This is a genomic window from Variovorax sp. P4_B11 (assembly GCF_056402355.1).
The window spans coordinates 43,101-66,314 of sequence record NZ_JBFUHO010000035.1 but is presented as its reverse complement, the minus strand read 5'-3'; the positions used below and the strand labels follow the sequence as shown (position 1 = coordinate 66,314).

Annotated in this window: 23 protein-coding genes; 17 read left to right on the top strand and 6 right to left on the bottom strand. The window is 68.0% G+C overall.

Going from position 1 to position 23,214, the window contains the following annotated elements; genetic code table 11:
- Nucleotides 1-12: 12 nt before the first annotated feature.
- From AC1DYD_RS26340 to AC1DYD_RS26330, 3 genes are all read right to left on the bottom strand, one after another.
- Nucleotides 13-1,449 carry a mannose-1-phosphate guanylyltransferase/mannose-6-phosphate isomerase gene (locus AC1DYD_RS26340; RefSeq protein ID WP_478175712.1) on the bottom strand — a complete coding sequence of 479 codons (1,437 nt, stop codon included), beginning with the start codon at nt 1,447-1,449 and terminating at the stop codon, nt 13-15.
- Nucleotides 1,446-2,168 carry a sugar transferase gene (locus AC1DYD_RS26335; RefSeq protein ID WP_478175711.1) on the bottom strand — a complete coding sequence of 241 codons (723 nt, stop codon included), beginning with the start codon at nt 2,166-2,168 and terminating at the stop codon, nt 1,446-1,448. Before AC1DYD_RS26335 ends, AC1DYD_RS26340 begins: the two co-directional genes overlap by 4 nt.
- A gap of 504 nt (nt 2,169-2,672) precedes the next feature.
- Nucleotides 2,673-5,714, bottom strand: coding sequence for an Rne/Rng family ribonuclease (locus AC1DYD_RS26330; RefSeq protein ID WP_478175710.1), 3,042 nt, complete (start codon nt 5,712-5,714; stop codon nt 2,673-2,675).
- A gap of 542 nt (nt 5,715-6,256) precedes the next feature.
- Between AC1DYD_RS26330 and AC1DYD_RS26325 the strand changes: the two genes are divergently transcribed.
- From AC1DYD_RS26325 to AC1DYD_RS26310, 4 genes are read left to right on the top strand one after another with little or no spacing between them, the layout of a single operon-like run.
- The gene (locus AC1DYD_RS26325) at nt 6,257-7,306 is read left to right on the top strand and encodes an RluA family pseudouridine synthase (RefSeq protein ID WP_478175709.1); all 1,050 of its coding nucleotides are present in this window, start codon (nt 6,257-6,259) and stop codon (nt 7,304-7,306) included.
- Nucleotides 7,299-7,967 carry an HAD-IA family hydrolase gene (locus AC1DYD_RS26320; protein WP_478175708.1) on the top strand — a complete coding sequence of 223 codons (669 nt, stop codon included), beginning with the start codon at nt 7,299-7,301 and terminating at the stop codon, nt 7,965-7,967. The genes AC1DYD_RS26325 and AC1DYD_RS26320 overlap by 8 nt, the downstream gene beginning before the upstream one ends.
- Nucleotides 7,968-7,974: 7 nt before the next feature.
- The gene (locus AC1DYD_RS26315) at nt 7,975-8,340 is read left to right on the top strand and encodes a Rieske (2Fe-2S) protein (protein WP_478175707.1); all 366 of its coding nucleotides are present in this window, start codon (nt 7,975-7,977) and stop codon (nt 8,338-8,340) included.
- 1 nt (nt 8,341) lies between these two features.
- Nucleotides 8,342-9,382, top strand: coding sequence for a S49 family peptidase (locus AC1DYD_RS26310; protein WP_478175706.1), 1,041 nt, complete (start codon nt 8,342-8,344; stop codon nt 9,380-9,382).
- Between the two features lie 66 nt (nt 9,383-9,448).
- On the opposite strand, the gene AC1DYD_RS26305 is transcribed toward AC1DYD_RS26310, so the two are convergent.
- Genes AC1DYD_RS26305 through AC1DYD_RS26295 form a run of 3 tightly spaced genes read right to left on the bottom strand, consistent with a single transcriptional unit; the run spans nt 9,449 to nt 11,944 of the window.
- The gene (locus AC1DYD_RS26305) at nt 9,449-10,585 is read right to left on the bottom strand and encodes an MFS transporter (RefSeq protein ID WP_478175705.1); all 1,137 of its coding nucleotides are present in this window, start codon (nt 10,583-10,585) and stop codon (nt 9,449-9,451) included.
- Nucleotides 10,586-10,598: 13 nt separating this feature from the next.
- Nucleotides 10,599-11,366, bottom strand: a complete 768-nt coding sequence (locus AC1DYD_RS26300) for an SAM-dependent methyltransferase (RefSeq protein ID WP_478175704.1) — start codon at nt 11,364-11,366, stop codon at nt 10,599-10,601.
- A complete protein-coding gene (locus tag AC1DYD_RS26295) occupies nt 11,363-11,944 on the bottom strand; it encodes a Maf family protein (protein WP_478175703.1) in 582 nt (193 codons plus the stop codon). Before AC1DYD_RS26295 ends, AC1DYD_RS26300 begins: the two co-directional genes overlap by 4 nt.
- Before the next feature lie 37 nt (nt 11,945-11,981).
- On the opposite strand from AC1DYD_RS26295, the gene AC1DYD_RS26290 reads away from it, so the two are divergent.
- From AC1DYD_RS26290 to AC1DYD_RS26230, 13 genes are all read left to right on the top strand, one after another.
- The gene (locus AC1DYD_RS26290) at nt 11,982-12,536 is read left to right on the top strand and encodes a YceD family protein (RefSeq protein ID WP_478175702.1); all 555 of its coding nucleotides are present in this window, start codon (nt 11,982-11,984) and stop codon (nt 12,534-12,536) included.
- A gap of 179 nt (nt 12,537-12,715) precedes the next feature.
- The gene (rpmF, locus tag AC1DYD_RS26285; protein WP_028248601.1) at nt 12,716-12,898 is read left to right on the top strand and encodes a 50S ribosomal protein L32; all 183 of its coding nucleotides are present in this window, start codon (nt 12,716-12,718) and stop codon (nt 12,896-12,898) included.
- Nucleotides 12,899-12,994: 96 nt separating this feature from the next.
- Nucleotides 12,995-14,047 carry a phosphate acyltransferase PlsX gene (plsX, locus tag AC1DYD_RS26280; RefSeq protein ID WP_478175701.1) on the top strand — a complete coding sequence of 351 codons (1,053 nt, stop codon included), beginning with the start codon at nt 12,995-12,997 and terminating at the stop codon, nt 14,045-14,047.
- Nucleotides 14,047-15,024, top strand: a complete 978-nt coding sequence (locus AC1DYD_RS26275) for a beta-ketoacyl-ACP synthase III (protein ID WP_478175700.1) — start codon at nt 14,047-14,049, stop codon at nt 15,022-15,024. Before plsX ends, AC1DYD_RS26275 begins: the two co-directional genes overlap by 1 nt.
- Nucleotides 15,025-15,070: 46 nt before the next feature.
- On the top strand, nt 15,071-16,024 hold the full coding sequence (gene fabD, locus AC1DYD_RS26270) for an ACP S-malonyltransferase (protein WP_478175699.1): 954 nt from the start codon (nt 15,071-15,073) through the stop codon (nt 16,022-16,024).
- Nucleotides 16,025-16,047: 23 nt separating this feature from the next.
- The gene (gene fabG, locus AC1DYD_RS26265) at nt 16,048-16,791 is read left to right on the top strand and encodes a 3-oxoacyl-ACP reductase FabG (protein WP_478175698.1); all 744 of its coding nucleotides are present in this window, start codon (nt 16,048-16,050) and stop codon (nt 16,789-16,791) included.
- Between the two features lie 100 nt (nt 16,792-16,891).
- On the top strand, nt 16,892-17,131 hold the full coding sequence (gene acpP, locus AC1DYD_RS26260; protein WP_007830471.1) for an acyl carrier protein: 240 nt from the start codon (nt 16,892-16,894) through the stop codon (nt 17,129-17,131).
- A 93-nt stretch (nt 17,132-17,224) separates the two neighbouring features.
- Entirely contained in the window at nt 17,225-18,469 is a 1,245-nt protein-coding gene (gene fabF / locus AC1DYD_RS26255; RefSeq protein ID WP_478175697.1) for a beta-ketoacyl-ACP synthase II, read from the top strand.
- A 13-nt stretch (nt 18,470-18,482) separates the two neighbouring features.
- Nucleotides 18,483-18,953, top strand: a complete 471-nt coding sequence (locus AC1DYD_RS26250) for a hypothetical protein (RefSeq protein ID WP_478175696.1) — start codon at nt 18,483-18,485, stop codon at nt 18,951-18,953.
- Entirely contained in the window at nt 18,950-19,624 is a 675-nt protein-coding gene (rpoE, locus tag AC1DYD_RS26245; RefSeq protein WP_478175695.1) for an RNA polymerase sigma factor RpoE, read from the top strand. Before AC1DYD_RS26250 ends, rpoE begins: the two co-directional genes overlap by 4 nt.
- A 13-nt stretch (nt 19,625-19,637) precedes the next feature.
- A complete protein-coding gene (locus tag AC1DYD_RS26240; RefSeq protein WP_478175694.1) occupies nt 19,638-20,279 on the top strand; it encodes a sigma-E factor negative regulatory protein in 642 nt (213 codons plus the stop codon).
- 23 nt (nt 20,280-20,302) lie between these two features.
- Nucleotides 20,303-21,361, top strand: a complete 1,059-nt coding sequence (locus tag AC1DYD_RS26235) for a MucB/RseB C-terminal domain-containing protein (protein ID WP_478175693.1) — start codon at nt 20,303-20,305, stop codon at nt 21,359-21,361.
- 216 nt (nt 21,362-21,577) lie between these two features.
- On the top strand, nt 21,578-23,050 hold the full coding sequence (locus tag AC1DYD_RS26230) for a DegQ family serine endoprotease (RefSeq protein ID WP_478175692.1): 1,473 nt from the start codon (nt 21,578-21,580) through the stop codon (nt 23,048-23,050).
- Nucleotides 23,051-23,214: the final 164 nt, after the last annotated feature.

Here is a 23,214-nt window from a genome sequence, read left to right as displayed (position 1 = left end):
GCCGTCGGAAATTCAGGCGAGCTTTCTTTTGTCGCCGGTGCCGGGCGACTCGACGTCGGCGAAGCGCACGATGTCGTCCTCGCCCAGGTAGCCGCCGGTCTGGACCTCGATCACCTCGAGTGTGGTCCTGCCGGCGTTCTCCAGCCGGTAGACCGCGCCCACGGGGATGTAGATCGACTCGTTCTCCTTCACCAGCACGTCTTTGTCGTCGCACACCACGCGCGCCGTCCCCTGGACCACCACCCAGTGCTCGGCGCGGTGGTGGTGCATCCGCAGGGCCAGGCGGGCGCCCGGCTTGACCGTCAGCCGCTTGACCGCGAAGCGCTCGCCGTCGTCGATGCTGTCGTAGGCGCCCCATGGCCGCGGAATGCGGCGGTGCCGGGTGGCCTGGCTGTGGCCGTGCGTGGTCAGCAGGGCGACCACGTCCTTGACCTGCTCCGCGCACTCCCGATGCACGACCAGCAGGGCGTCGGGCGTGTCGACCACCAGGAGGTCCTTGGTTCCCAGCGCGACGACGGGGCGGCTGGGCGCATGGATGAAGGTGTTGGTCGCACTCATGGCGAAGCCCTGGCCGCTGATGCGGTTGCCGTTGGCATCGGTGTCGTGGAGGTCGGCGACCGCATTCCAGCTTCCGACGTCGCTCCATCGGCCCTGGAACGGGATCACCGCCACGCGGTCGCACTTCTCGAGCACCGCATAGTCGATGCTCTGGCTGCGGCAGCGTCCGAAGGCCGCGGGGTCCATTCGCAGGAAGTCGCCGTCGGTCTCGACGGCGGCGGTGGCCAGCTGGCAGCTCTCGAGAATGTCCGGTGCATGCGCTTGCAGTGCCGCGATCAGGACCTTGGCCTGAACCAGCAGGATGCCGGCGTTCCAGAGATTGCCCCCTTCCAGCAGCAGCCGTTCGGCGCGTTCGGCCGGCGGCTTCTCGATGAAGGCCGCTACCGCGCGGCCCGCGTCCTCGGCCAGCGCGCCGTCGAGCTTGTCACCCTGGCGGATGTAGCCATAGGCGGTGCTGGGGAAGGACGGCTCGACGCCGAAGGTCACCAGGTAGCCGGCCATGGCGGCCGGGACGCCCTGCAGGATCGTTGCGACGAAGCGGTCCGGCTCGGGGATGTAGTGATCGGCGGGTGCGAACAGCAGCAACCGATCCGGGTCGGCCAGCAAGGCCACCGCGGCCATGGCGGCAGCGGTATTGCGCGCCACCGGCTCGAGCAACTGCTTGCCGCTGACCTGCGCCGCGTCGATCGCTTCCTGCACCAGGAAGCGATGCTCCTCCGCGGCCACGCAGGTCACCTCCGGATTGAGCTGGCGCAAGCGTTCGAGCGTCAGCAGCAGCAGGCTCTTGTTGTCGACCAGCGGCGCGAACTGCTTGGGCAGCGTCTTGCGCGAGAGCGGCCACAACCGGGTGCCGCTGCCTCCGCACAGGACCACCGGCTGGATCCGGCTCATCGCGACCCCTCGCCGGTGATGACGGCCCGAACCGTCCTCAGCAGGATCTTGATGTCGAGCCACAACGACCAGTTGCTGACGTATTCGACGTCGAGCTCGACGCGGCGGGCGTAGGACAGCCGGTTGCGGCCGCTGACCTGCCACAGGCCGGTGATGCCGGGGCGCATCGCACAGTAGTGTTCCCAGCCCTTGCCGTAGAGGCTGCGCTGGCGCTCCATGCAGGGGCGGGGGCCGACCAGGCTCATGTCGCCCTTGAGGACATTCCAGAATTGCGGCAGTTCGTCCAGGCTCAGCTTGCGGATGAAGTGGCCGGTCGGAGTGATGCGCGGATCCTTCTCCAGCTTCTGGAAGGTGTCCCATTCGGTGCGGGCCATGTCGCTGCGGCTCAGGAACTCGTCCAGCACGTCATCCGAATTGCGGACCATCGATCGGAACTTGTAGAAGCGAAAGCGCTGGCCGCGCTCGCCGAGCCGGTTCTGCCAATAATGCACCGGGCGCCCCATGCTGATCAGCACGCCCAGTGCGACCAGCAGGTAGAGCGGCCCGAAGACGGCAAAGAAGAACAAGGCGCCGAAAATGTCGAGGCTGCGCTTGACGATGCGCTCGAGCAGCGAGAGTCGGCGCGGCCTGGCCTGAACGGGGGGCGCAGAGGGACCGCTGCCGTCCGGGGTGAAGCGTCGGACCACGTTGCCGCTGGCGGTCGAATCGGAACGAAACATCTGATATTCCCCTGTATCGGGTGCTGCCTCAAACTGGAGCGTGGCAGTGTAACGCTTTACTACTATCGGCAAGAATTTGAACATATGTCGCAGCCGCTGTCGTGTCAACAAAAGCCGTACATCGTCCGCCAAACGGCGTAGGCTGCCTCCTCTGTGAGAACCCTCGGAAAAGGGTAATGGTGCAGCGCAACATCGCGTGTAAGAGTGTAGTCCTTTGGTATGACAAAATGTTAATGCAAACTGGCATCGAGCTGTTGTTTGTGCACGCCGTTCGAGATTTTGAGAATTAGTACCTATGGATTCGTTTGTGAGCAAGCACTCGGAATGGGCGATGGGCGCATTTCGTCCATGAACGGGTCGGCCGTCGAACGGTGGATCGGCCAGGACGAACGCGCCGCCGGCAACGCAGGCCGCAGCGGTCGGCGGGACCCGAAAACGAAAAAGGGAGGCCGCAGCCTCCCTTGAAGGGTGAAGCGGAGGGAGGCTGGCCGCCTCCCCCTGGCTTCAGTGCGGCGCGTTGGTGCCGCGCGCTGCATCCTCGAAGGGCAGCGTCATCGATCCCAGGTCGCGGCGGGTTTCCACCAGCACCAGCGGACCTTCGTCGATCACGATCGCCGGCGGGCGTTCGCGTGGCACGTGCCGGGGCTTGGGTTCGGCATCGATGGCCGCGCGAACCGCTGCCACGCGCTCGGCATCCGAGTTGACCCAGTGCAGGCCCGAGCCTTCCGCGACCTGGGCCAGTTCGTCGAGCGGCAGTTGGAAGGGCTGGACCTTCGGCAGTGCGCGCGAGGACGGGGCCTTGGCCTCGACCACGATCGGCGCTGCCGGCGCCACGGCGGGGCGCTCGGCGCGCACCGGCGCCGGCGGCAGGGCCGAGCGGACGACGTCTTCCTCGACGTCGACCGCTGCCGCGGCAGCTGCCGGCATCGCTTCGCTGGCCTCTTCGCGCGGACCGCGCTCGCGGCGATCACGACCGTAGCGGTCGCGCGACCGGCCGCGGCGCTCTTCGCCTTCGCGGCGCGGCGCGGTCTCGCCCTGGTCGTCGCCCGCGGCGAACTCCGTGGCACCGGCCTCGGCGGGCGAGGATTCCGCCGCGCCCGCTGCTTCCGGCGTGCGTGCCGGCCCGTCGTTGCGCCGTTCGCGGCGGCCGTCGCCGCGTTCGCCACGAGGCGGGCGGTCCTCGCCGCGACCACTGCGTGCGACGCGCTCGTTCGAAGCACCTTCCGGAGTGGCCTCGCCCTGGACTTCGCGGGACATGTCGCCATTGCGTTCGCGGGCGCCATCGCCGCCGCGATCGCCGCGTTCACGGCGCTCGCCGCGTCCGCGCGGTGCGCGTTCCGAGGGGCCGGCCGCTTCGCCGCCTTCGCCGGCGTTCGGCGCGAGTGCCTGGGCATCGAGCTGGATGTCGGTGGCTTCGGCCGGCAATTGGCGCGCCTCGCCATCGCGGCGCTCGCCGCGCCCGCGACGCTCGCCGTCGCGCGGCGCACGGGTCTCGCGCGGCTCGCGCTGATCCCGGAGCTGGCTGTCGGTGCGGGCCTCGCCGCGGGCTTCGCGCCCTTCGCGGCGTTCTCCGTCGCGGCGCTCTCCCGAGCGACCACCTCGGCGTTCGCCACTGCGCGTTTCGCCGTCACGAGCACCTCGGCCTTCGCCACGGCCGCCACGGCGCTGCTCGCCGTCACGTGCCGTGCGCGCACCCTCGCCGTCGCGCTCGCGCCCACCGCGGCCATCGCGGCGCGGCTTCGGTGCTTCCACCGGGATCGTCGCCGGGGCCGGAGCCGGTGCCGGTGCCGCCGGGGCACCCCCGAAGAGGCTCTTGATCCAGCCGAACAGGCCGGATTCGGCCGATTTGGCGGGCACCGCCACCGGTGCGGGCGCTGCGACCGGCGCGCGCGCCGCTGCCACCGGCCGCACCGCTTCGGGCTTCGGCACCGCGATCGGCGCCGGCGCATCGGGCAGCACGCCCTTGATCACCGGCGTCTGCTTGTTGGTCGGCTCCTGCGAGCGGCGCGTGACCGAGGTCGGATCCTCGATCTCGTCGGCCATCTTGTAGCTGGCCTCGATGTGGTCGAGGCGCGGATCGTCGTGCTTGAGCCGCTCGAGCTTGTAGTTGGGCGTCTCGAGCGTCTTGTTGGGCACCATCAGCACGGTGACGCGCTGCTTGAGCTCGATCTTGGCGATCTCGGGGCGCTTTTCGTTCAGCAGGAACGACGCCACCTCGACCGGCACCTGGACATGCACGGCGGCCGTGTTGTCCTTCATCGACTCTTCCTGAATGATGCGCAGGATCTGCAGCGCGCTCGATTCGGTGTCGCGGATGTGGCCCGAGCCACCGCAACGCGGGCAGGGGATCGACGAGCCTTCGCTGAGTGCCGGCTTCAGGCGCTGGCGGCTCATTTCCATCAGGCCGAACTTGCTGATCGAGCCGAACTGGACGCGTGCGCGGTCTTGCCGCAGCGCATCGCGCAGGCGGCTTTCGACTTCGCGGCGGTTCTTCGACTCGTCCATGTCGATGAAGTCGATCACGATCAGGCCGCCGAGGTCGCGCAGGCGCATCTGGCGCGCCACCTCGTCGGCGGCTTCCAGGTTGGTGCGGGTCGCGGTTTCCTCGATGTCGCCGCCCTTGATGGCGCGGGCCGAGTTGACGTCGACCGAGACCAGCGCCTCGGTGTGGTCGATCACGATCGCGCCGCCGCTGGGCAGCTGCACCGTGCGGGCGTAGGCCGATTCGATCTGGTGCTCGATCTGGAAGCGGCTGAACAGCGCCGCGTCGTCGCGGTAGCGCTTCACGCGGGCCGCATGCTCGGGCATCACGTGCGCCATGAACTGCTGCGCCTGGTCGTAGATGTCGTCGGTGTCGATCAGGATGTCGCCGATGTCGTGATTGAAATAATCACGGATCGCGCGGATCACGAGCGAGGATTCCTGGTAGATCAGGAACGCGCCCTTGGCGCCCTTGGCGGCGCCGTCGATGGCGGTCCAGAGCTTGAGCAGGTAGTTCAGGTCCCACTGGAGCTCGGGCGCCGAGCGGCCGATGCCGGCGGTGCGGGCGATGATGCTGGCGCCCTTCGGGTACTCCAGCTGGTCCATCGCCTCCTTGAGCTCGGCCCGGTCGTCGCCCTCGATGCGCCGGCTGACGCCGCCGCCGCGGGGGTTGTTCGGCATCAGCACGACATAGCGGCCGGCCAGCGAGATGAAGGTGGTGAGGGCAGCGCCCTTGTTGCCGCGTTCTTCCTTCTCGACCTGAACGACCAGTTCCTGGCCTTCGCGGATCGCGTCCTGGATCCGGGCCTGGCTGGCCGAGACGCCTTCGGCGAAGTACTGCTTGGAGATTTCCTTGAACGGCAGGAAGCCGTGGCGGTCTTCGCCGTAGTCGACGAAGCAGGCTTCCAGCGAGGGCTCGACGCGGGTGACGACGGCCTTGTAGATGTTGCCCTTGCGCTGTTCGCGCCCTTCGATCTCGATTTCGTAGTCGAGGAGCTTCTGCCCGTCGACGATGGCCAGGCGGCGCTCTTCAGGCTGCGTGGCGTTGATCAGCATCCGTTTCATGATGCGTTGTCCTTATGTCTGTTCGTATCGCTCTTACCGGTCCATGACGGACCTAACGATGCACGGACGACGCTCGCGAAACGAAGGAATTGCCGCTGTACCCAGGCTGCTGGGGCCGCCGCGCGGACGCGGACAACCACATCGAGAGTCAACTCGATGTCAGACGGGGTGGGGGCGCGTGGATGAGCGCGAGCCGCATGTGGGGTCGATTTGCTATCATTTTGATAGCAACTGGCGCGGGGGTGGCGCGCGCTGGCGGAGATTCAATGGCTGACGCTGCCGGCTTTTGCCAGCGCAGGATCAGTTGAATCAGCAGCATCAACACAAGGGACTCGCTTCGATCCGCCGGCAGATTGGAGCCTGCCGGCTGGGGTATTCCGTATCGGTGTTTCGTGGGCGTCGGCTTGACTCGGCTGCAGGGCCCGCCGCCTGGCGCTCTTGCGCGTGGCCTGCGGACGCTGCCTCAAAGCGGCATCGACCTCACAGCGCTTCCTGCAGTGCTCTAAACTTCTGATTAATCAAGCACTTACAAGACCGCGCTGGTGAAAAACATTATAGGTGCGAAGCCGGTCCCCGCGGCGGCAGAAGTTCGCTTTCTGACGGTCGACGAGGATTCCGCCGGCCAAAGGCTGGACAACTACCTGTTCCGCCATCTCAAGGGCGTGCCCAAGACCCACGTCTACCGGATCATCCGTTCCGGCGAGGTGCGCATCAACAAGGGACGTGCCCAGGCCGAGTCGCGGCTGGCCGTGGGCGACGTGCTGCGGCTGCCGCCGGTTCGGGTTGCGGCCCGCTCGGAGGAGGGCGCCGCGCCGGCGGCACCGGCGCGCGAGTTCCCGCTGCTGCTCGAGGACGACGCGCTGCTGGCGATCGACAAGCCGGCCGGTGTCGCGGTGCACGGCGGCAGCGGCGTGAGCTTCGGCGTCATCGAGCAGCTGCGCCGGGCGCGGCCCGCGGCGCGCTTCCTCGAACTGGTGCACCGGCTCGACCGCGAGACCTCGGGCATTCTGCTGGTCGCCAAGAAGCGCAGCGCCCTGACCGCGTTGCAGGACCAGTTCCGCGAGCGCGAGACCGGCAAGACCTACCTGGCGCTGGTCGAGGGCGCCTGGCCCGGCAACAAGAAGGTGCTCGACGCGCCGCTGGCCAAGTATCTGCTGCCGGCGCCTGCGGGCGCGGCCGAAGGGGAACGGCGGGTCCGCGTCGTCGCCAAGGATCATCCGGACGCGATGCGGGCCGTCACGCTGGTCAAGGTGCTGGCCCGTTTTTCGCTTCCCGGCGATGGCGCCGAGTTCTCCCTGCTGGCGGTGACCATCAAGACCGGCCGCACCCACCAGATCCGCGTCCATCTCGCCTCGGCCGGGCATCCGATCGCCGGCGACGACAAATATGGCGTCTTCGAGCGCAATCGGGCCTTGCAGAAGCTGGGTCTCAAGCGCATGTTCCTTCATGCGTGGCGGCTCCAGTTCACCCATCCTGCGAGCGCCGAGCGTGTCGCGCTGCAAGCCGACCTGCCGCCTGAACTGCACGCGCTGATGCCTCCCGCTGCGCTCGATGTACTCGCCACCCATCCCTTCGTTCAAGCCCATGACTGACATCCGCCCCCGCCGCTTCGACCTGCTCGCCTTCGATTGGGACGGCACGCTCTACGACTCCACGCGCCTGATCGCGCGCTGCATTCAGGCGGCCGTGGTCGACGTCGGAGGCGCCAGACCGAGCGAAAGCGATGCTGCCTGGGTGATCGGGCTCGGACTCGCCGAGGCCTTGGCTCGCGCGGCGCCGGATGTGCCGAAGGAGAAGTACCCCGAGCTCGGCGCCCGCTATCGCTTTCACTTCCTGCAGCACCAGGACGACCTGGTGCTGTTCGATGGCGTGCTGCCGATGCTCGATGCCCTGCGGGCGCGCGGCCACAGGCTGGCGGTGGCCACCGGCAAGTCGCGCCGCGGCCTGAACGAGGCGCTGGCCACGGCGTCGCTGCGCGATCGCTTCGACGCTTCGCGCACGGCCGACGAGACCTTCGGCAAGCCGCATCCGCGCATGCTGCTCGAACTGATGGAGGAACTCGAGGTGCCGGCCGAGCGGACGCTCATGATCGGCGACACCACCCACGACCTGCAGCTGGCCCTCAATGCCGGTTGCGCCAGCGTCGGCGTCAGCTATGGCGCCCACGAGGCGGGGAGCTTCGATGCGCTGGCGCCGCTGCACGTGGCGCATTCGGTGGCCGGGCTCTCGCAATGGCTGGTCGACAACGCCTGAACCTGCAATGAGCGAGTCGATTCCCCTCTGCAACTCGGCCGACCTGGTCGAGGGCGGTCGCGCGGTGCCTTTCGATGTGGCGCATGGCGGCGAGACCTGCCGGGCCTTCGCGGTGCGTTTCGAAGGCGCGCCGCACGCCTACCTGAACCGCTGCAGCCACGTGGCGATGGAAATGGACTTCCAGCCCGACCGCTTCTTCGACGACAGCGGCCAGTGGCTGCTGTGCGCGACGCACGGCGCTGTTTACAGGCCCGACACCGGCGAATGCGCCGGCGGGCCCTGCCGCGGGGGGCTCGTGAAGATCGCGTTGAGCGAGCGGGACGGCGTGGTGCACTGGCATACTGCCTGGAACCTTCAAGCTCTGGCCTTCTGAAATGACCGATTCCAACCGCACGGAACCCGAGGGTTTCGAGCCTATCGAGCGCACGGCGCCCACATTGACCGCAGACGGTACGAGAAACATGGCGAAGAACGATGCGGCGCATGCCGCCGGCTGGGAACGTGCGACGCTCGAGAAGCTGGCTTTTGCCGCCGTCCGCGAACAGCGCGCCACGCGGCGCTGGAAGACCTTCGTCCGGCTGAGCTGGCTCGCCTTCTTCATCTTCCTGGTCTGGCTCGCCTTGTCGCGCGGCACGCCGGCCTCCGCCAAGGCCTCGCCGCACACGGCGGTGGTCGAGATCAAGGGCGAGATCGCCGCCGGCGCCGATGCCAGCGCCGAGTTCGTGGTCGCGGCGATGAAGTCGGCCTTCGAGGACGACGGCGCCAAGGGCATCGTGCTGCTGATCAATTCACCGGGCGGCAGCCCGGTGCAGGCCGGCATCATCAATGACGAGATCAAGCGGATGCGCGCCAAGTACGACAAGCCCATCTACGCGGTGGTCGAGGAGACCTGCGCGTCCGCGGCCTACTACATCGCCGCCGCGACCGACAAGATCTTCGTCGACAAGGCCAGCATCGTGGGCAGCATCGGCGTGCTGATGGACGGTTTCGGCTTCACCGGGCTCATGGACAAGGTGGGCGTGGAGCGCCGGCTGCTCACGGCCGGGGACAACAAGGGCTTCATGGACCCCTTCAGCCCGATGAACGACGCCCAGAAGGCGCACGCCCAGCAAATGCTCGACCAGATCCACGGCCAGTTCATCGAGGTGGTCAAGAACGGCCGCGGCGATCGGCTCAAGACCGGCACCCCGGGGCTCTTCAGCGGCCTGTTCTGGAGCGGCCAGCAGTCGATCGAACTCGGCCTGGCCGACCAGCTCGGCAATGTCGATTTCGTCGCCCGCGAGGTCATCAAGGCCGAGGAAGTGATCGACTACACACGGCGCGAAAACGTGGCCGAGAAGCTGGCCAAGAAGTTCGGCGCCGCGCTCGGGGATGCCTCGGTGCGGGCGCTGCGCGCCGTGCCGGCGCTGCACTGAGCCCTCACGCTCGTCACTTCGTGTACGCGCTGCCCCCGGAGGGGGCGCGTTCCGCCGTGACCAGGCTCACGCCGGATCGGCGTAGCGCGCCGACGCCGCCAGCGCTGCGGCGAAGGCCACCACCACATACAGCGCGTGGGTCAGCGAGCTGGCCTGGGCCAGGAAGCCGATCACCGGCGGGCCGGCCATGAAGCCGAGATAGGCCAGCGCCGAGACCGCCGCGATGCCGCGTGCCGGCGCCATGCCCGGAACGCGCGCCGAGGCTGCGAACAGGATCGGCACCACGTTGGCGAACCCGACGCCGACGCCGGCGAATCCAATCAGCGCCAGCCATGGCCGGTCGGTCAGCAGCACCATGGCCATCGATCCCGCCGCCAGCAGCGCGCTGCCGCGCAGCAGCACGGCCGGCGTGAAGCGGGCGCGCATCGCATCGCCGCCGAAGCGGGCCAGCGCCATCGCGGCCGAGAAGCTCGCATAGGCCAGTGCGGCCTGCTGCTGGGGGCTGCCCAGTTCCTGCTGCAGGTAGAGCACGCTCCAGTCGTAGATCGCGCCTTCGGCAACCAGGCCGAGCGCCGCCAGCACGCCCAGCAGCGCCAGGGTGCCGCGCGGCAACCGGAAGCCGTGGTCTGCGCCGGAAGAAGCCGTGGCTTCCCTGGGCAGCATTGAGCGTGCGGCCGCGGCAATGGTCAGTGCCATGGCCGCGGCGACGAGGACAAGGTGGAACTGCGGCCGCAGGCCCGCCGCAAGCGCGGCACCGCCGGTCAGGGCGCCGACCATGCCGCCGAGGCTGAACATGCCGTGCATGCCGCTCATCAGCGGCTGGCCGTCTCGAAGCTCGAGTTGCGCCGCTTCGGTGTTGATCGCTACGTCGAACACGCTGGTGGCGATGCCGAACACGGCCAGCAGCCCCAGCAGTGCCGGATAGGCCGGCATCGCCAGCAGCCCGGCGAGCAGCAGAGCGTAGGTGACACCGCAAATGGCGGCGGTGCGGCGGGCGCCGTGGCGGCCGATCCAGCGGCTGGCCTGGGTCAGCCCCAGCAGGGCGCCGACGCCTGCGGCCAGCATCGCGAGGCCGAGTTCGGCCTCGTCGACGCCGTAGTGGGCCTTGATGGTCGGGATGTGCACGCCCCAGGTCGCGAACACGAAGCCCGAGCAAAAGAACTGCGCGCGCGCGGCCCAGCGCATGCGGTTCGAGATCTCCATGTGCAAGAGGCGGTCAGCGGCCGATCGCGAACACCGCCGGCGTGCGCTCGTCGGCCGGCAGCGGCCTGCCACGCCAGCTCTTCACGGTGTCGCTGCGCACGTTGCAGGACGCCAGCGTAAGCCCGCGCGCCACGGCCAGCCGGGTGTTGTGCTGCAGTGTCTGCGTCAGCGCCTGCAGCAGGGCGGCATTGCGGTAAGGCGTTTCGATGAAGAGCTGCGTCTGGCCGGTCCGCAGGGCGAGCGCCTCCAGTTCGCGGATGCGTTGATTGCGCGCATCCGCCTCCTGCGGCAGGTAGCCGACGAAAGCGAAGTTCTGGCCGTTGAGCCCGCTGGCCGCCAGGCCAAGCAGCAGCGACACCGGTCCGGTCAAGGGGACCACGGTGATGCCGAGCTCGTGGGCGGCCCGCACGACCGAGGAGCCGGGATCGGCCACCGCGGGCATCCCGGCCTCGCTGAGCAGTCCGATGTCGTGTCCGGCCAGCGCGGGGGCCAGCAGCGGCCGTGCATCGAACTGCCCCGCATGATCGCCCTTCTTGTGGATTTCGCGCGGTAACTCCTGGATTTGCTGCGCCTGCATTGGCGCCGCCAGCGGCGTGGTGGCGTCGATGCGCTTGAGGTAGGCGCGGGCGGACTTGGCGTTCTCGCAGATCCAGTGCGTGATGCCGGCGGCGGTCGCCAGCGTGCCGCGGGGCAGCGCGTCGTCCAGCGGCGCCTGCTCCTCGCAGCCGAAATCCAGCGGCGCGGGGACGAGGTAGAGCCTTCCGAGGGGTAGGGCGCTCATAGGAGGTCGACGCCAGCGGAGCGCAGCATGCGGGCGGTGCGGATCAGCGGCAGCCCGACGAGGGCGGTGGGATCGTCGCTGTCGATCGACTCGAGCAGGGCAATGCCCAGGCCCTCGCTCTTGGCGCTGCCGGCGCAGTCATAGGGTTGCTCGGCGCGCAGGTATTTCTCGATCGCGGCATCGTCGAGCTGCCTGAACACCACGCGCACCGGTGCCAGGTCGTGCGCCTCGAAGCCGGTCGCCTGGCAGACCACGGCGACCGCGGTCTGGAAAACCAGGGTCTGGCCGCGCATCCGCCGCAGCTGCGCCGTGGCACGGGCATGGTCGCCGGGCTTTCCGAGCGGCTCGCCGGCCAGGTCCGCGACCTGGTCCGAGCCGATCACGACGGCCTGCGGAAAACGGCGGGCCACTTCGCGCGCCTTCTCGAGTGCCAGCCGCTCGGCCAGGGCGCGCGGCGCCTCGTGCGCCAGCGGGGTTTCGTCGACGTCCGGCGCCTGGACGTCGAAGGGCAGGTGCAGGCGGGTCAGCAGTTCGCGGCGGTAGCGGGAAGTCGAGGCAAGGATCAGGGGGCGTTGCATGGGCGTGATTGTGCGCGAGCGGTTTAGACTGGCGTGGATGACCAAAGAATTTGTCCCCGGCCGGCTCGACGTGAACGGCTTCGCCGCCGCGGCAGCGACCCTTTCCGCAAGCGACCCGCTGTCGGGCTTCGAGCGCCTGAGCGCCGAACTGGCGGCCCCGGCCGCCGATGCGACGGTTCAGTGGCAGGCAACCGGCCAGTCGCGCAGCGGTGCCGACGGCAGGCCAGTGTCCTGGCTGCACCTCGAAGCGCAGGCCAACGCGCCCTTGATCTGCCAGCGTTGTCTTTCGCCGGTCGAGATCGAATTGAAGGTCGACCGCTGGTTCCGCTTTGCGCCGGACGAAGACACCGCGGCCGCCGAGGACGAGGAGTCCGAGGAGGACGTGCTGGTCGCCAGCCGTGATTTCGACCTGCATGTGTTGATCGAAGACGAGCTGCTGATGGAGATCCCGGTCACGCCGCGGCACGAGGTCTGTCCGGAGCCGACCCGGCTGTCGGCCGTGGACCCCGACTTCGAGGGCGCCGAAGCGGCCCGCCCCAATCCCTTCGCCGTGCTGGGCGCCCTGCGCTCCGGCAAGTCCGGGAAGCCCTGAGGGGCTCGAGAACGTTGCGCGAGCGCGGCACTGGTCACGGCAATGCGGATGGGCTATAATCATGGGCTTCGCGCGCGCCGTTGGGCATGTGATTCATGCAGATTTCGTATCCGCATTCCTATTCGTAGGCCGCCCCGCACGCACACCGCCAACTCACACCCATATTTCCAGGAGCCAGCATGGCCGTCCAGCAAAACAAGAAGTCGCCGTCGAAGCGCGGCATGCACCGTTCGCACAATGCGCTGGGCGTGCCCGGCATCGCCGTCGAGCCGACCACCGGTGAAACCCATCTGCGCCACCACATCAGCCCGAACGGCTTCTATCGTGGCCGCAAGGTTCTCAAGACCAAGTCCGAAGCCTGAGCTCCGTTCCAAGGCCAAGGCCCGAAGCTACTCTATGTGTAGCGTCGGGCCTTTGTTTTGATGGCCGCACCTTCAGCCTCCGTTCCAGTGCCTGCCGTGATCACGCTCGCCGTTGATTGCATGGGTGGCGATCACGGGCCGCGCGTCACGCTTGCGGCCTGCAAGTCCTTTCTCGAGCGGCACGCCGAAGCCTCGCTGCTGCTGGTCGGTGCGCCGGCTGCACTGGCGAGCTTCTCGCACCCTCGCGCCACGATCGTCGGCGCCAGCGAGGTGGTCGGCATGGACGACCCGATCGAGGTCGCGCTGCGCAAGAAAAAAGACTCGTCGATGCGGGTCGCCATCCAGCAGGTCAAGGACGGTGCGGCGCAGGCTGCCATTTCTGCGGGTAACACCGGCGCATTGATGGCGATCGCACGCTATCTCCTGAAAACGCTCGACGGCATCGACCGCCCCGCCATCGCCCCCCAGCTGCCCAACAGCAAGGGCGGCGCCACCACCGTGCTGGACCTGGGCGCCAATGTCGATTGCGACGCCGAGGACCTGCTTCAGTTCGCGGTGCTCGGGTCGGCGCTGGTTTCCGCCTTGACCGGCAACGAGTCGCCCAGCGTCGGCTTGTTGAATGTCGGCGAAGAGGCCATCAAAGGCAGCGAAACCATCAAGAAGGCGAGTCAGCTGCTGCGAAAAGCGGCCAGTTCGCAGGATCTCAATTTCTACGGGAATGTCGAGGGCAACGATATCTTCAAGGGCACGACCGACATCGTCGTCTGTGACGGCTTCGTCGGCAACGTGACGCTGAAGGCCACCGAAGGCGTTGCGTCGATGATCGTCGACTTCCTGAGGATCGAGTACTCGAATGGCATTTTCAGTAAATTTGCGGCGATCGTTTCCTATCCGGTTCTAAAAGCGCTTAAAAAGCGTCTTGATCATCGGCGCTACAACGGCGCGGCCTTGCTCGGCCTGCGCGGGCTGGTGTTCAAGAGCCACGGTTCGGCGGACGAGGTGGCTTTCGGCCATGCGCTGGATCGCGCTTATGATGCCGCTCGCAACAACCTGCTCGACCGCGTTCGGGCCCGCATCGCCCACGCCGCGCCATTGCTGGCGCGGCAAGACCCGGCGGTGCCGGCCGACGCGCCGGCGCTCCACGTCTGATGACCCTTTTTTCCCGCATCACAGGCACCGGCAGCTTCCTGCCGCCCCGCCGCGTGACCAATGACGACCTGGCTCAGGAACTCGCCGCCCGCGGCATCGAGACTTCCGATCAGTGGATCATCGAGCGCACCGGCATCCGGGCGCGCCATTTCGCCGCCCCCGAAGTCACCAGCAGCGACCTCGCGCTGGAGGCCTCCAGGCATGCGCTCGAGGCCGCCGGCCGCAGCGCCGGCGACCTCGACCTGATCATCGTCGCGACCTCGACGCCCGACATGGTGTTCCCGTCGTCGGCGGCGATCCTCCAGAACAAGCTGGGCGTCGCAGGCTGCGCGGCCTTCGATGTCCAGGCGGTCTGCAGTGGCTTCGTCTACGCCCTGACGGTGGCCGACGCGATGATCCGCACCGGTTCGGCGAGGTGCGCGCTGGTCGTCGGTGCCGAGGTGTTCTCCCGGATCCTGGATTTCAATGACCGCACGACCTGCGTGCTGTTCGGCGACGGCGCCGGTGCGGTGGTCCTGGAGGCCAGCAGCGAGCCCGGCATCCTGGCGAGCGACCTGCATGCCGACGGCAAGCATGTCGGCATCCTGTGCGTGCCCGGCCACGTCTCGGGCGGCGAGGTGCTGGGCAAGCCGCTGCTGCATATGGATGGCCAGGCCGTCTTCAAGCTGGCAGTCCGGGTGCTCGAGGAAGCCGCACGTGCCACGCTGGCCAAGGCCGGCAAGACCGAGGCCGACATCGACTGGCTGATTCCGCACCAGGCCAATATCCGCATCATGGAAGGCACGGCCAAGAAGCTCAAGCTGCCGCGCGACAAGTTGATCGTCACTGTCGACGAGCACGGCAACACCTCGGCGGCTTCGATTCCGCTCGCGCTGGACGAAGCGGTCCGTTCGGGCAAGGTGAAGAAGGGCGACACGCTGATGCTCGAAGGCGTCGGCGGCGGCTTCACCTGGGGCGCGGTGCTGTTGAACTATTGATACAGCGCGCTGCCCGCAGCGGGCGGCGTCTTGGAGACACAAGCTCATGAAGTCTTTCGCTTTTGTATTTCCGGGCCAGGGTTCGCAGGCCGTCGGCATGCTCGACGCCTGGGGCGATCACCCGGCCGTGGCCGAAACGCTGCGCGAGGCCTCGGACGCGCTCGATGAAGACATCGCGCGCCTGATCCGCGAAGGCCCCAAGGAAGCCCTGGCCCTGACCACCAACACCCAGCCCGTGATGCTGGTCGCTGCGATCGCCGCCTGGCGTGCCTGGCGGGCCGAAGGCGGCGCCGAGCCGTCGGTGGTGGCCGGCCATTCGCTGGGCGAATACTCGGCCCTCGTGGCTTCGGGCGTCCTGACCCTGGCGCAGGCTGCGCCCCTGGTGCGCTTTCGCGCCCAGGCGATGCAGCAGGCCGTGCCGGTGGGCGTCGGCGCGATGGCCGCCGTGCTCGGCATGGAGGCCGCCAAGGTGCAGGCCGGCTGCGCCGAGGTCACGGCCTCGTTCGGCCCCGGCAGCGCCGAAGTGGTGGAGGCGGTGAATTTCAACGACCCGATGCAGACCGTGATCGCGGGCAGCAAGGCGGCGGTCGACAAGGCCTGCGAGGTCCTGAAGGCCAACGGCGCCAAGCGCGCGCTGCCGCTGCCGGTTTCGGCGCCCTTCCATTCGAGCCTGATGAAGCCGGCGGCCGAGGCATTGCGCGAGCGGCTGGCATCGGTTCAGCTGGCGGTGCCCCGGATTCCGGTCGTCAACAACATCGATGTCGCGATCGAGACCGACCCGGAGCGCATCCGCGCGGCCCTGGTGCGCCAGGCGGCGGGGCCGGTGCGCTGGGTCGAAACGGTGCAGGCCCTCGAGGCCCGCGGGGTCGAGGCGATCGTCGAATGCGGCCCCGGCAAGGTGCTGGCCGGCATGGCCAAGCGGATCGCGCCGGCACTGGCTGCGGCCGCGGTCTACGATCCGGCGACGCTCGCCGAAACCAGGCAATTGCTAGGCGCCTGAGCGCCGGCCCAGAGGTTCTGTTCATGAGTACTGTCAAATTCGAAGGCCAGGTTGCCCTGGTCACCGGCGCGACCCGCGGCATCGGCGCCGCCATCGCGCTCGAGCTGGCCCAGCGCGGACTCAAGGTCATCGGCACCGGCACCACCGAAGAGGGTGCCGCCAAGATCACGGCCGCACTCGCCGCCTTCGATGGCCGAGGCTGCGTGCTGGACGTCAACGACGGCGCCGCCGTCGAGGCCCTGATCGACGAGATCGTCAAGGTGTACGGCGCGCTCCACGTGCTGGTCAACAACGCCGGCATCACGCGCGACATGCTCGCCATGCGGCTCAAGGACGCCGACTGGGACGCCGTCATCGACACCAACCTGAAGGCGGTGTTCCGCCTGTCGCGCGCCGTGATCCGGCCGATGATGAAGCAGCGCTACGGGCGCATCATCAGCATCACCAGCGTGGTCGGCGCCTCCGGCAATGCCGGCCAGGCCAACTACGCGGCCGCCAAGGCCGGCGTGGCGGGCATGACGCGGGCGCTGGCGCGCGAGCTCGGCAGTCGCAACATCACGGTCAACTGCGTCGCGCCGGGCTTCATCGAGACCGACATGACGGCCAGCCTGCCCGAGGCCCAGCAGCAGGCGCTGCTGGCTCAGATTCCCCTCGGCCATCTCGGCAAGCCAGCCGATATCGCCCACGCGGTCGCCTACCTGGCGTCGCCCCAGGCCGCCTATGTCACGGGGCAGGAGCTGCACGTGAACGGCGGCATGCACATGTAGCCCTGGGAACGCAAGCGCTTTCACCTACGGCCGTGCGGCAAATGCCACAATGCGGCCGGCTAAAATCAACCGATTACCTACAACCCTCAGAGGGAACAAAATGAGCGATATCGAAGCACGTGTCAAGAAAATCATTGCCGAACAACTCGGCGTTGAAGAGTCCCAAGTCACCAATGAAAAGGCTTTCGTGGCCGACCTCGGCGCGGACTCGCTCGACACGGTCGAACTCGTGATGGCGCTCGAAGACGAATTCGGCATCGAGATCCCCGACGAAGACGCCGAGAAGATCACGACGGTGCAGAATGCCGTCGACTACGCCACCAAGAATCAAAAGGCCTGATACGGCCGCGCTGAGTCGCCGTCGCCCCGGTCCGCGGTTTCAACGCCTGCGCGCACCGGGCAGCGGCCTCAGCTCCCAGAAAGGTTTGCCGGCATGACCAAACGCCGCGTCGTCGTGACCGGACTCGGTTGCCTCGCTCCTGTCGGAAATTCCGTTGCCGAATCCTGGGCCAACCTGTTGGCCGGGAATTCGGGCATCGACACCATCACCAAGTTCGATGTGAGCGCCTTTTCCTGCAAGTTCGCAGGCGAGGTCAAGGGTTTCGACATCAAGGACTACATCCCCGAGAAGGAAGCGCGCCACATGGACCGCTTCATCCATCTCGGGCTCGCCGCCGCCATCCAGGCGGTGCAGGACAGCGGTTTGCCCACCGGCGACGCGCTGTCCGAAGAAGAAGCGGTGCGCATCGGCTGCAACATCGGCTCCGGCATCGGCGGGCTGCCGCTGATCGAGGACACGCATGCCGAACTGGTCAACCGCGGCCCGCGCCGCGTGTCGCCGTTCTTCGTGCCGGCGTCGATCATCAACATGATCTCGGGCCATGTTTCCATCAAGTATGGATTCAAGGGCCCGAACATCGCGGTGGTCACGGCCTGCACCACCGGCTTGCATGCCATCGGCCTTTCGGCCCGCATGATCGAGTACGGCGATGCCGACGTGATGATCGCCGGCGGCGCCGAATCGACTGTGTCGCCGCTCGGGCTCGGCGGCTTCGCCGCGGCGCGCGCGCTGTCGACCCGCAACGACGACCCCAAGACCGCCTCGCGGCCCTGGGACAAGGACCGCGACGGCTTCGTGCTCGGCGAGGGTGCCGGCGTGGTCGTGCTCGAGGAATACGAGCGCGCCAAGGCCCGAGGCGCCAGGATCTACGCCGAAGTCTCGGGCTTCGGCATGAGTGGCGACGCCTTCCACATGACGGCGCCGAACGTCGACGGCCCGCGCCGCTCGATGCAGATGGCGCTGGCCAATGCGGGCGTCAATGCCGACCAGGTGCATTACGTCAATGCGCACGGCACCTCGACGCCGCTGGGTGACTTGAACGAAACCAACGCGATCAAGAACGCCTTCGGCGACCACGCCAGGAAGCTGGTCGTGAATTCGACCAAGTCGATGACCGGCCACCTGCTGGGCGGCGCCGGCGGCATCGAGTCGGTGTTCACGGTGCTGGCACTGCATCACCAGAAGAGCCCGCCAACGATCAACATCTTCAATCAGGATCCCGAGTGCGATCTCGACTATTGCGCCAACGAGGCGCGCGATATGAAGATCGATGTCGCGGTCAAAAACAACTTCGGCTTCGGCGGCACCAACGGCACGCTGGTGTTCAAGCGCGTTTGATATTTCCCGACCCATGCACAGCGCCCCGTCGGTGATCTATCCGGTGGGGCGTTCGCGCTATGCGCGACGACTTCTGGTTCTTGTCTGGGCGCTCGGCGTCGCCGGCGTCACGCTCGCGTCGCTGCAGGCCGAGGGTTTCGACTGGCGGCGCGCCATGCTGGCGCTGAGCGCCGTCGTGGCCGGCGTGGCCGCATGGACCGGCCTGCTGCAGAGCACGGCGCCGGGCCGGCTGGCTTTCGACGGCCGCCACTGGTCGATCTCCGGTGGCGCGCCGCTCCAGGCCGCCCGTGCCAGCGTCGCGCTCGATCTGCAATCCTTGCTGCTGGTGAGCCTGGACGAGCCGGCGCGGCGTCGACGCTGGGTCTGGGTCGATCGCCAGGCCCTGCCGGACCGCTGGCTGGATCTGCGCCGGGCGCTCCATGCGCGCGTGCTTCCGGCCGAACCGGACACAGGCGCATCGACGGTGCATCATCCCGGCGTATGACCGTTTCCCCGCCCCCCGTGCCGCCCGGCACCGGCCAGACCGATGCGCCTGCGGCAACGGACAGGCCGGGCGAGGTCGATTTCCAGCTGGTCCAGCGCACCCTCGCGGGCGACCAGAAGGCCTTCGAACTGCTGGTCATCAAGTACCAGCGGCGCATCGAGCGGCTGATCGGGCGCATGGTGCGCGATGTCAATCTGGTCGAGGACATCGCCCAGGAGACCTTCATCCGCGCCTACCGCGCGCTGCACCAGTTCCGCGGCGAGGCCCAGTTCTATACCTGGCTTTATCGGATCGCAGTCAACACGGCCAAGAAGGCGCTGGTCGACATGAAGCGCGATCCGACCATCTCCGAGAGTGCCCTGCGATCGTCTTCTGACGACGAGGATGAAACTTACCGGCCCGGAAACGAACCAATCACCGACGAGACCCCCGAAACCGTGATGGCCGCCAACGAAATCGCTGCGGCCGTCGAGGCGGCCATGGAGGCGCTGCCGGCCGAGTTGCGGCAGGCGGTGACGCTGCGCGAGATCGAGGGCATGAGTTACGAAGAGATCGCCGAGGTCATGAACTGCCCGATCGGCACGGTGCGGTCGCGGATTTTCCGCGCCCGCGAAGCGATTTCGGCCCGGGTCAAGCCCTTGCTGGACAACCAGTCGGGCAAGCGTTGGTAAGCAGGTGAACAAGATGAACCAAAGAAACACAGTCCAAGAGCAGGTTTCCGCGCTCGCCGATGGTCATTTGCGCGACGACGAGTTCGCGCAGGTGATCGGCAGACTCTGCGTCGACGACGAATTGCGCGCGACCTGGCAGACCTATCATGTGGTGGGTGACATCTTGCGTTCGGGTGGCCACGCAGCTTGCAGCGACACTTCGACGTTCCTGTCGCGCTTCCAGAGCCGCCTGGCGGCCGAGCCGGTGGTGCCGGCCCTGCTGCCGGTGCTGCCGGAGCCCAAGTTGGTGCAGCGAAGGGTCGAAGCCGCCAACGAACCGGTGTTCCGCTGGAAGCTGGTGGCCGGCGCGGCCTCGCTGGCGGCGGCCGCAGCGATCGGATGGAACTGGGTCGGCGTCGCCGATTCCCGCCCCGCCGGCGCCCAGTTGGCGCTGCAGCAGACCGCACCGGCCGTGTTCGCCACGGCCGAGGCACCGACGCAGACGGCCCCGAGCTTCGCATCGACACGGGTCACGATCGGCAGCGGCAATCCGCAGGTCATGCTGCGCGATCCGCGGCTGGACCAGTTGCTCGAAGCGCACCAGCAGGCTGGAGGCGCTTCGCAGATGCCCTCGGGATTCCTGCGCAACGCCACCTTCGACCGACCGTCGCGCTGACGCGCGCGCCTGCAGTCCTAGCGATGACTCATCCGATGTCGATCTCCGCGCGTGGGTTCCTGGTTCTGGTGGCTGCACTGTGCATGGCGCAGGTGTCGCTGGCCCAGAGCCGAAGTCCCTCGCCGCCAGTGAAGAGCGTACCCAGCGCGACCGGCGGCGACGCGCCCGCGATGGGTGTGGTCGAGTGGCTGGAGCGCATGCATGCCGCGGCGCGCCTGCGCAGCTATGTCGGCACCTTTGTGGTCTCGGTGCCGGCCGGCAACCTGTCGAGCGCGCGCATCTGGCACGTGTGCGAGGGCGACTTGCAGATGGAGCGCATCGAAGCCCTGTCGGGGCCGCCGCGCTCGACCTTCCGGCGCAATGACCAGGTCGTGACCTTCCTGCCGGATTCGAAGGTGGTCAAGCGCGAGAAGCGCGAGAACCTCGAGCTGTTTCCCAATCTGTCGGGCACGCCCGACTCGTCGATCGCCGATTCCTACGCTGTCCGCACGATCGGCAAGGACCGGGTTGCCGGCTTCGATGCCGACGTGGTCCAGATCGAGCCGCGCGACGCGCTGCGCTTCGGCTATCGGGTCTGGAGCGAGCGCCGCTCGGGCCTGGTGATCAAGCTGCAGACCGTCGATCGCGACAACAAGGTGATCGAGCAGTCGGCGTTCTCCGAACTCCAGCTCGATGCGCCCGTCAAGGTCCAGGCGCTGACGCAGATGATGGGCAGCACCGCCGGCTACCGGGTCGAGAAATCGGAACTCGAGCGCACCACTGCGCAGCGCGAGGGCTGGGCGCTCAGCAAGCCGGTGCCGGGGTTCCGGCCGGTCAATTCCTTCCGTCGCCCGATGGGCGGCGAAGGGCTGGGCCACACGATGCAGTGGACTTTCTCGGATGGCCTGGCGACCGTGTCCCTGTTCATCGAGCCCTACGATGCGCAACGCAAGCCCGAGGAAGTGCTGCTCGCGCTCGGCGCCACCTACACCATGACGCGCCGCATGACCGACAAGGACGGCGACTGGTGGCTGACCGCGGTCGGCGAGGTGCCGCCGCAGACCCTCGATGCGTTCGCACAGAACCTGGTCCGCTCGCGCTAGCATGGCCCCCACGCTCCGTCACTGCGTGTACTCGCTACCCCTCGAGGGGGCCGCAGGCGGCCTTGGGACGGCCCGGCGCCGGCCTGAACTGGCGCCCACGCGCCCTCACTTCGTGTGGTCGCTGCCCCCCGAGGGGGCCGCAGGCCGCCTTGGGAGCGGCCCGGCGCCGGCCTGGCGTGCCCCTGGCAGTTTTTGTCTCTCCAACGAAAGAAACCGATGATGCTCAAGATCAAGGGGAACACCTTCCGTTCGTCCCTGATGGCCTGCGCGCTCGCGCTCGCTTCGACCGCCGCGCTGCTGCCCGTGACGCCGGTGCATGCACAGGCGCGGGCACTGCCCGATTTCACCGACCTGGTCGACCAGGTCGGCCCGTCGGTGGTCAACATCCGGACCATCGAGAAGGTCGCGCAGGCCGGCAACGAGCCCGACGAGGAGATGCAGGAATTCTTCCGCCGCTTCTTCGGCCAGCCGATGCCCGGTGTTCCGCGCCAGGGGCCGCGCCCGAACCGGCCGCAGGCGCCTGACGAAGAGCGTCCGCGCGGCGTCGGCTCTGGCTTCATCCTGTCGTCCGATGGCTTCGTGATGACCAATGCGCACGTGGTCGATGGGGCCTCCGAAGTGCTGGTCACGCTGACCGACAAGCGTGAGTTCAAGGCCCGGCTCATCGGCGCCGACAAGCGCACCGACGTCGCGGTCGTCAAGATCGAAGCCACCGGACTGCCGGCGGTCAAGGTCGGCGACGTGTCGAAGCTGCGCGTCGGCGAGTGGGTCATGGCCATCGGCTCGCCCTTCGGCCTCGAGAACACGGTCACCGCCGGCATCGTGAGCGCCAAGCAGCGCGACACCGGCGACTACCTGCCCTTCATCCAGACCGACGTGGCCATCAACCCCGGCAACTCGGGCGGCCCGCTGATCAACATGCGCGGCGAAGTGGTGGGCATCAACAGCCAGATCTACTCGCGCTCGGGCGGCTTCATGGGCATCTCGTTCTCGATCCCGATCGACGAGGCAACCCGGGTCGCCGACCAGCTGCGCACCTCGGGCCGCGTCTCGCGCGGCCGCATTGGCGTCCAGATCGACCAGGTCACGAAGGACGTGGCGGAATCGATCGGTCTGGGCAAGGCGCAGGGGGCGCTGGTGCGCGGCGTCGAGTCCGGTTCGCCGGGCGACAAGGCCGGCATCGAGCCGGGCGACATCATCACCAAGTTCGACGGCAAGGCCATCGAGAAGCCGAGCGATCTGCCGCGCCTGGTGGGCAACACCAAGCCCGGCACCAAGAGCTCGATCACCGTGTTCCGCCGCGGCAGCTTGCGCGACATCAACGTGACCATCGCCGAGATCGAGCCCGACAAGCCGACCAAGGTCGCGGCCGACCGCGACGAGTCGGCGGCCAAGCCGTCGGGCTCGGCCGCCGCCAAGTCGATGGGGCTGGCGCTCAGCGACCTGAGCGAAGCCCAGAAGAAGGAGCTAAAGCTCAAGGGCGGCGTGCGGATCGATGCCGCCACCGACGCGGCCGCTCGCGCGGGCCTGCGCGAAGGCGACGTGGTGCTCGCGGTGAGCAACGTCGAGGTCGTGAACCTGAAGGAGTTCGATGCCGCGCTGGCCAAGGCCGACAAGAGCAAGCCGGTGAGCCTGCTGTTCCGCCGCGGTGACTGGGCGCAATACGCGCTGCTCCGGCCGGCTCGCTGATCGGGCCAGGCCGGTGCCGGGCCGCTCCCAAGCCGGCTTGCGGCCCCCTCGGGGGGCAGCGACCCACATGAAGTGGGGGAGCGTGGGGGCCATTCAAGCGTCAAGTGGCCCCACCCGGCAGTCGGGTTTTGGGCCATTTTTCGGCCGTTGTCGCGTTCCGGCCG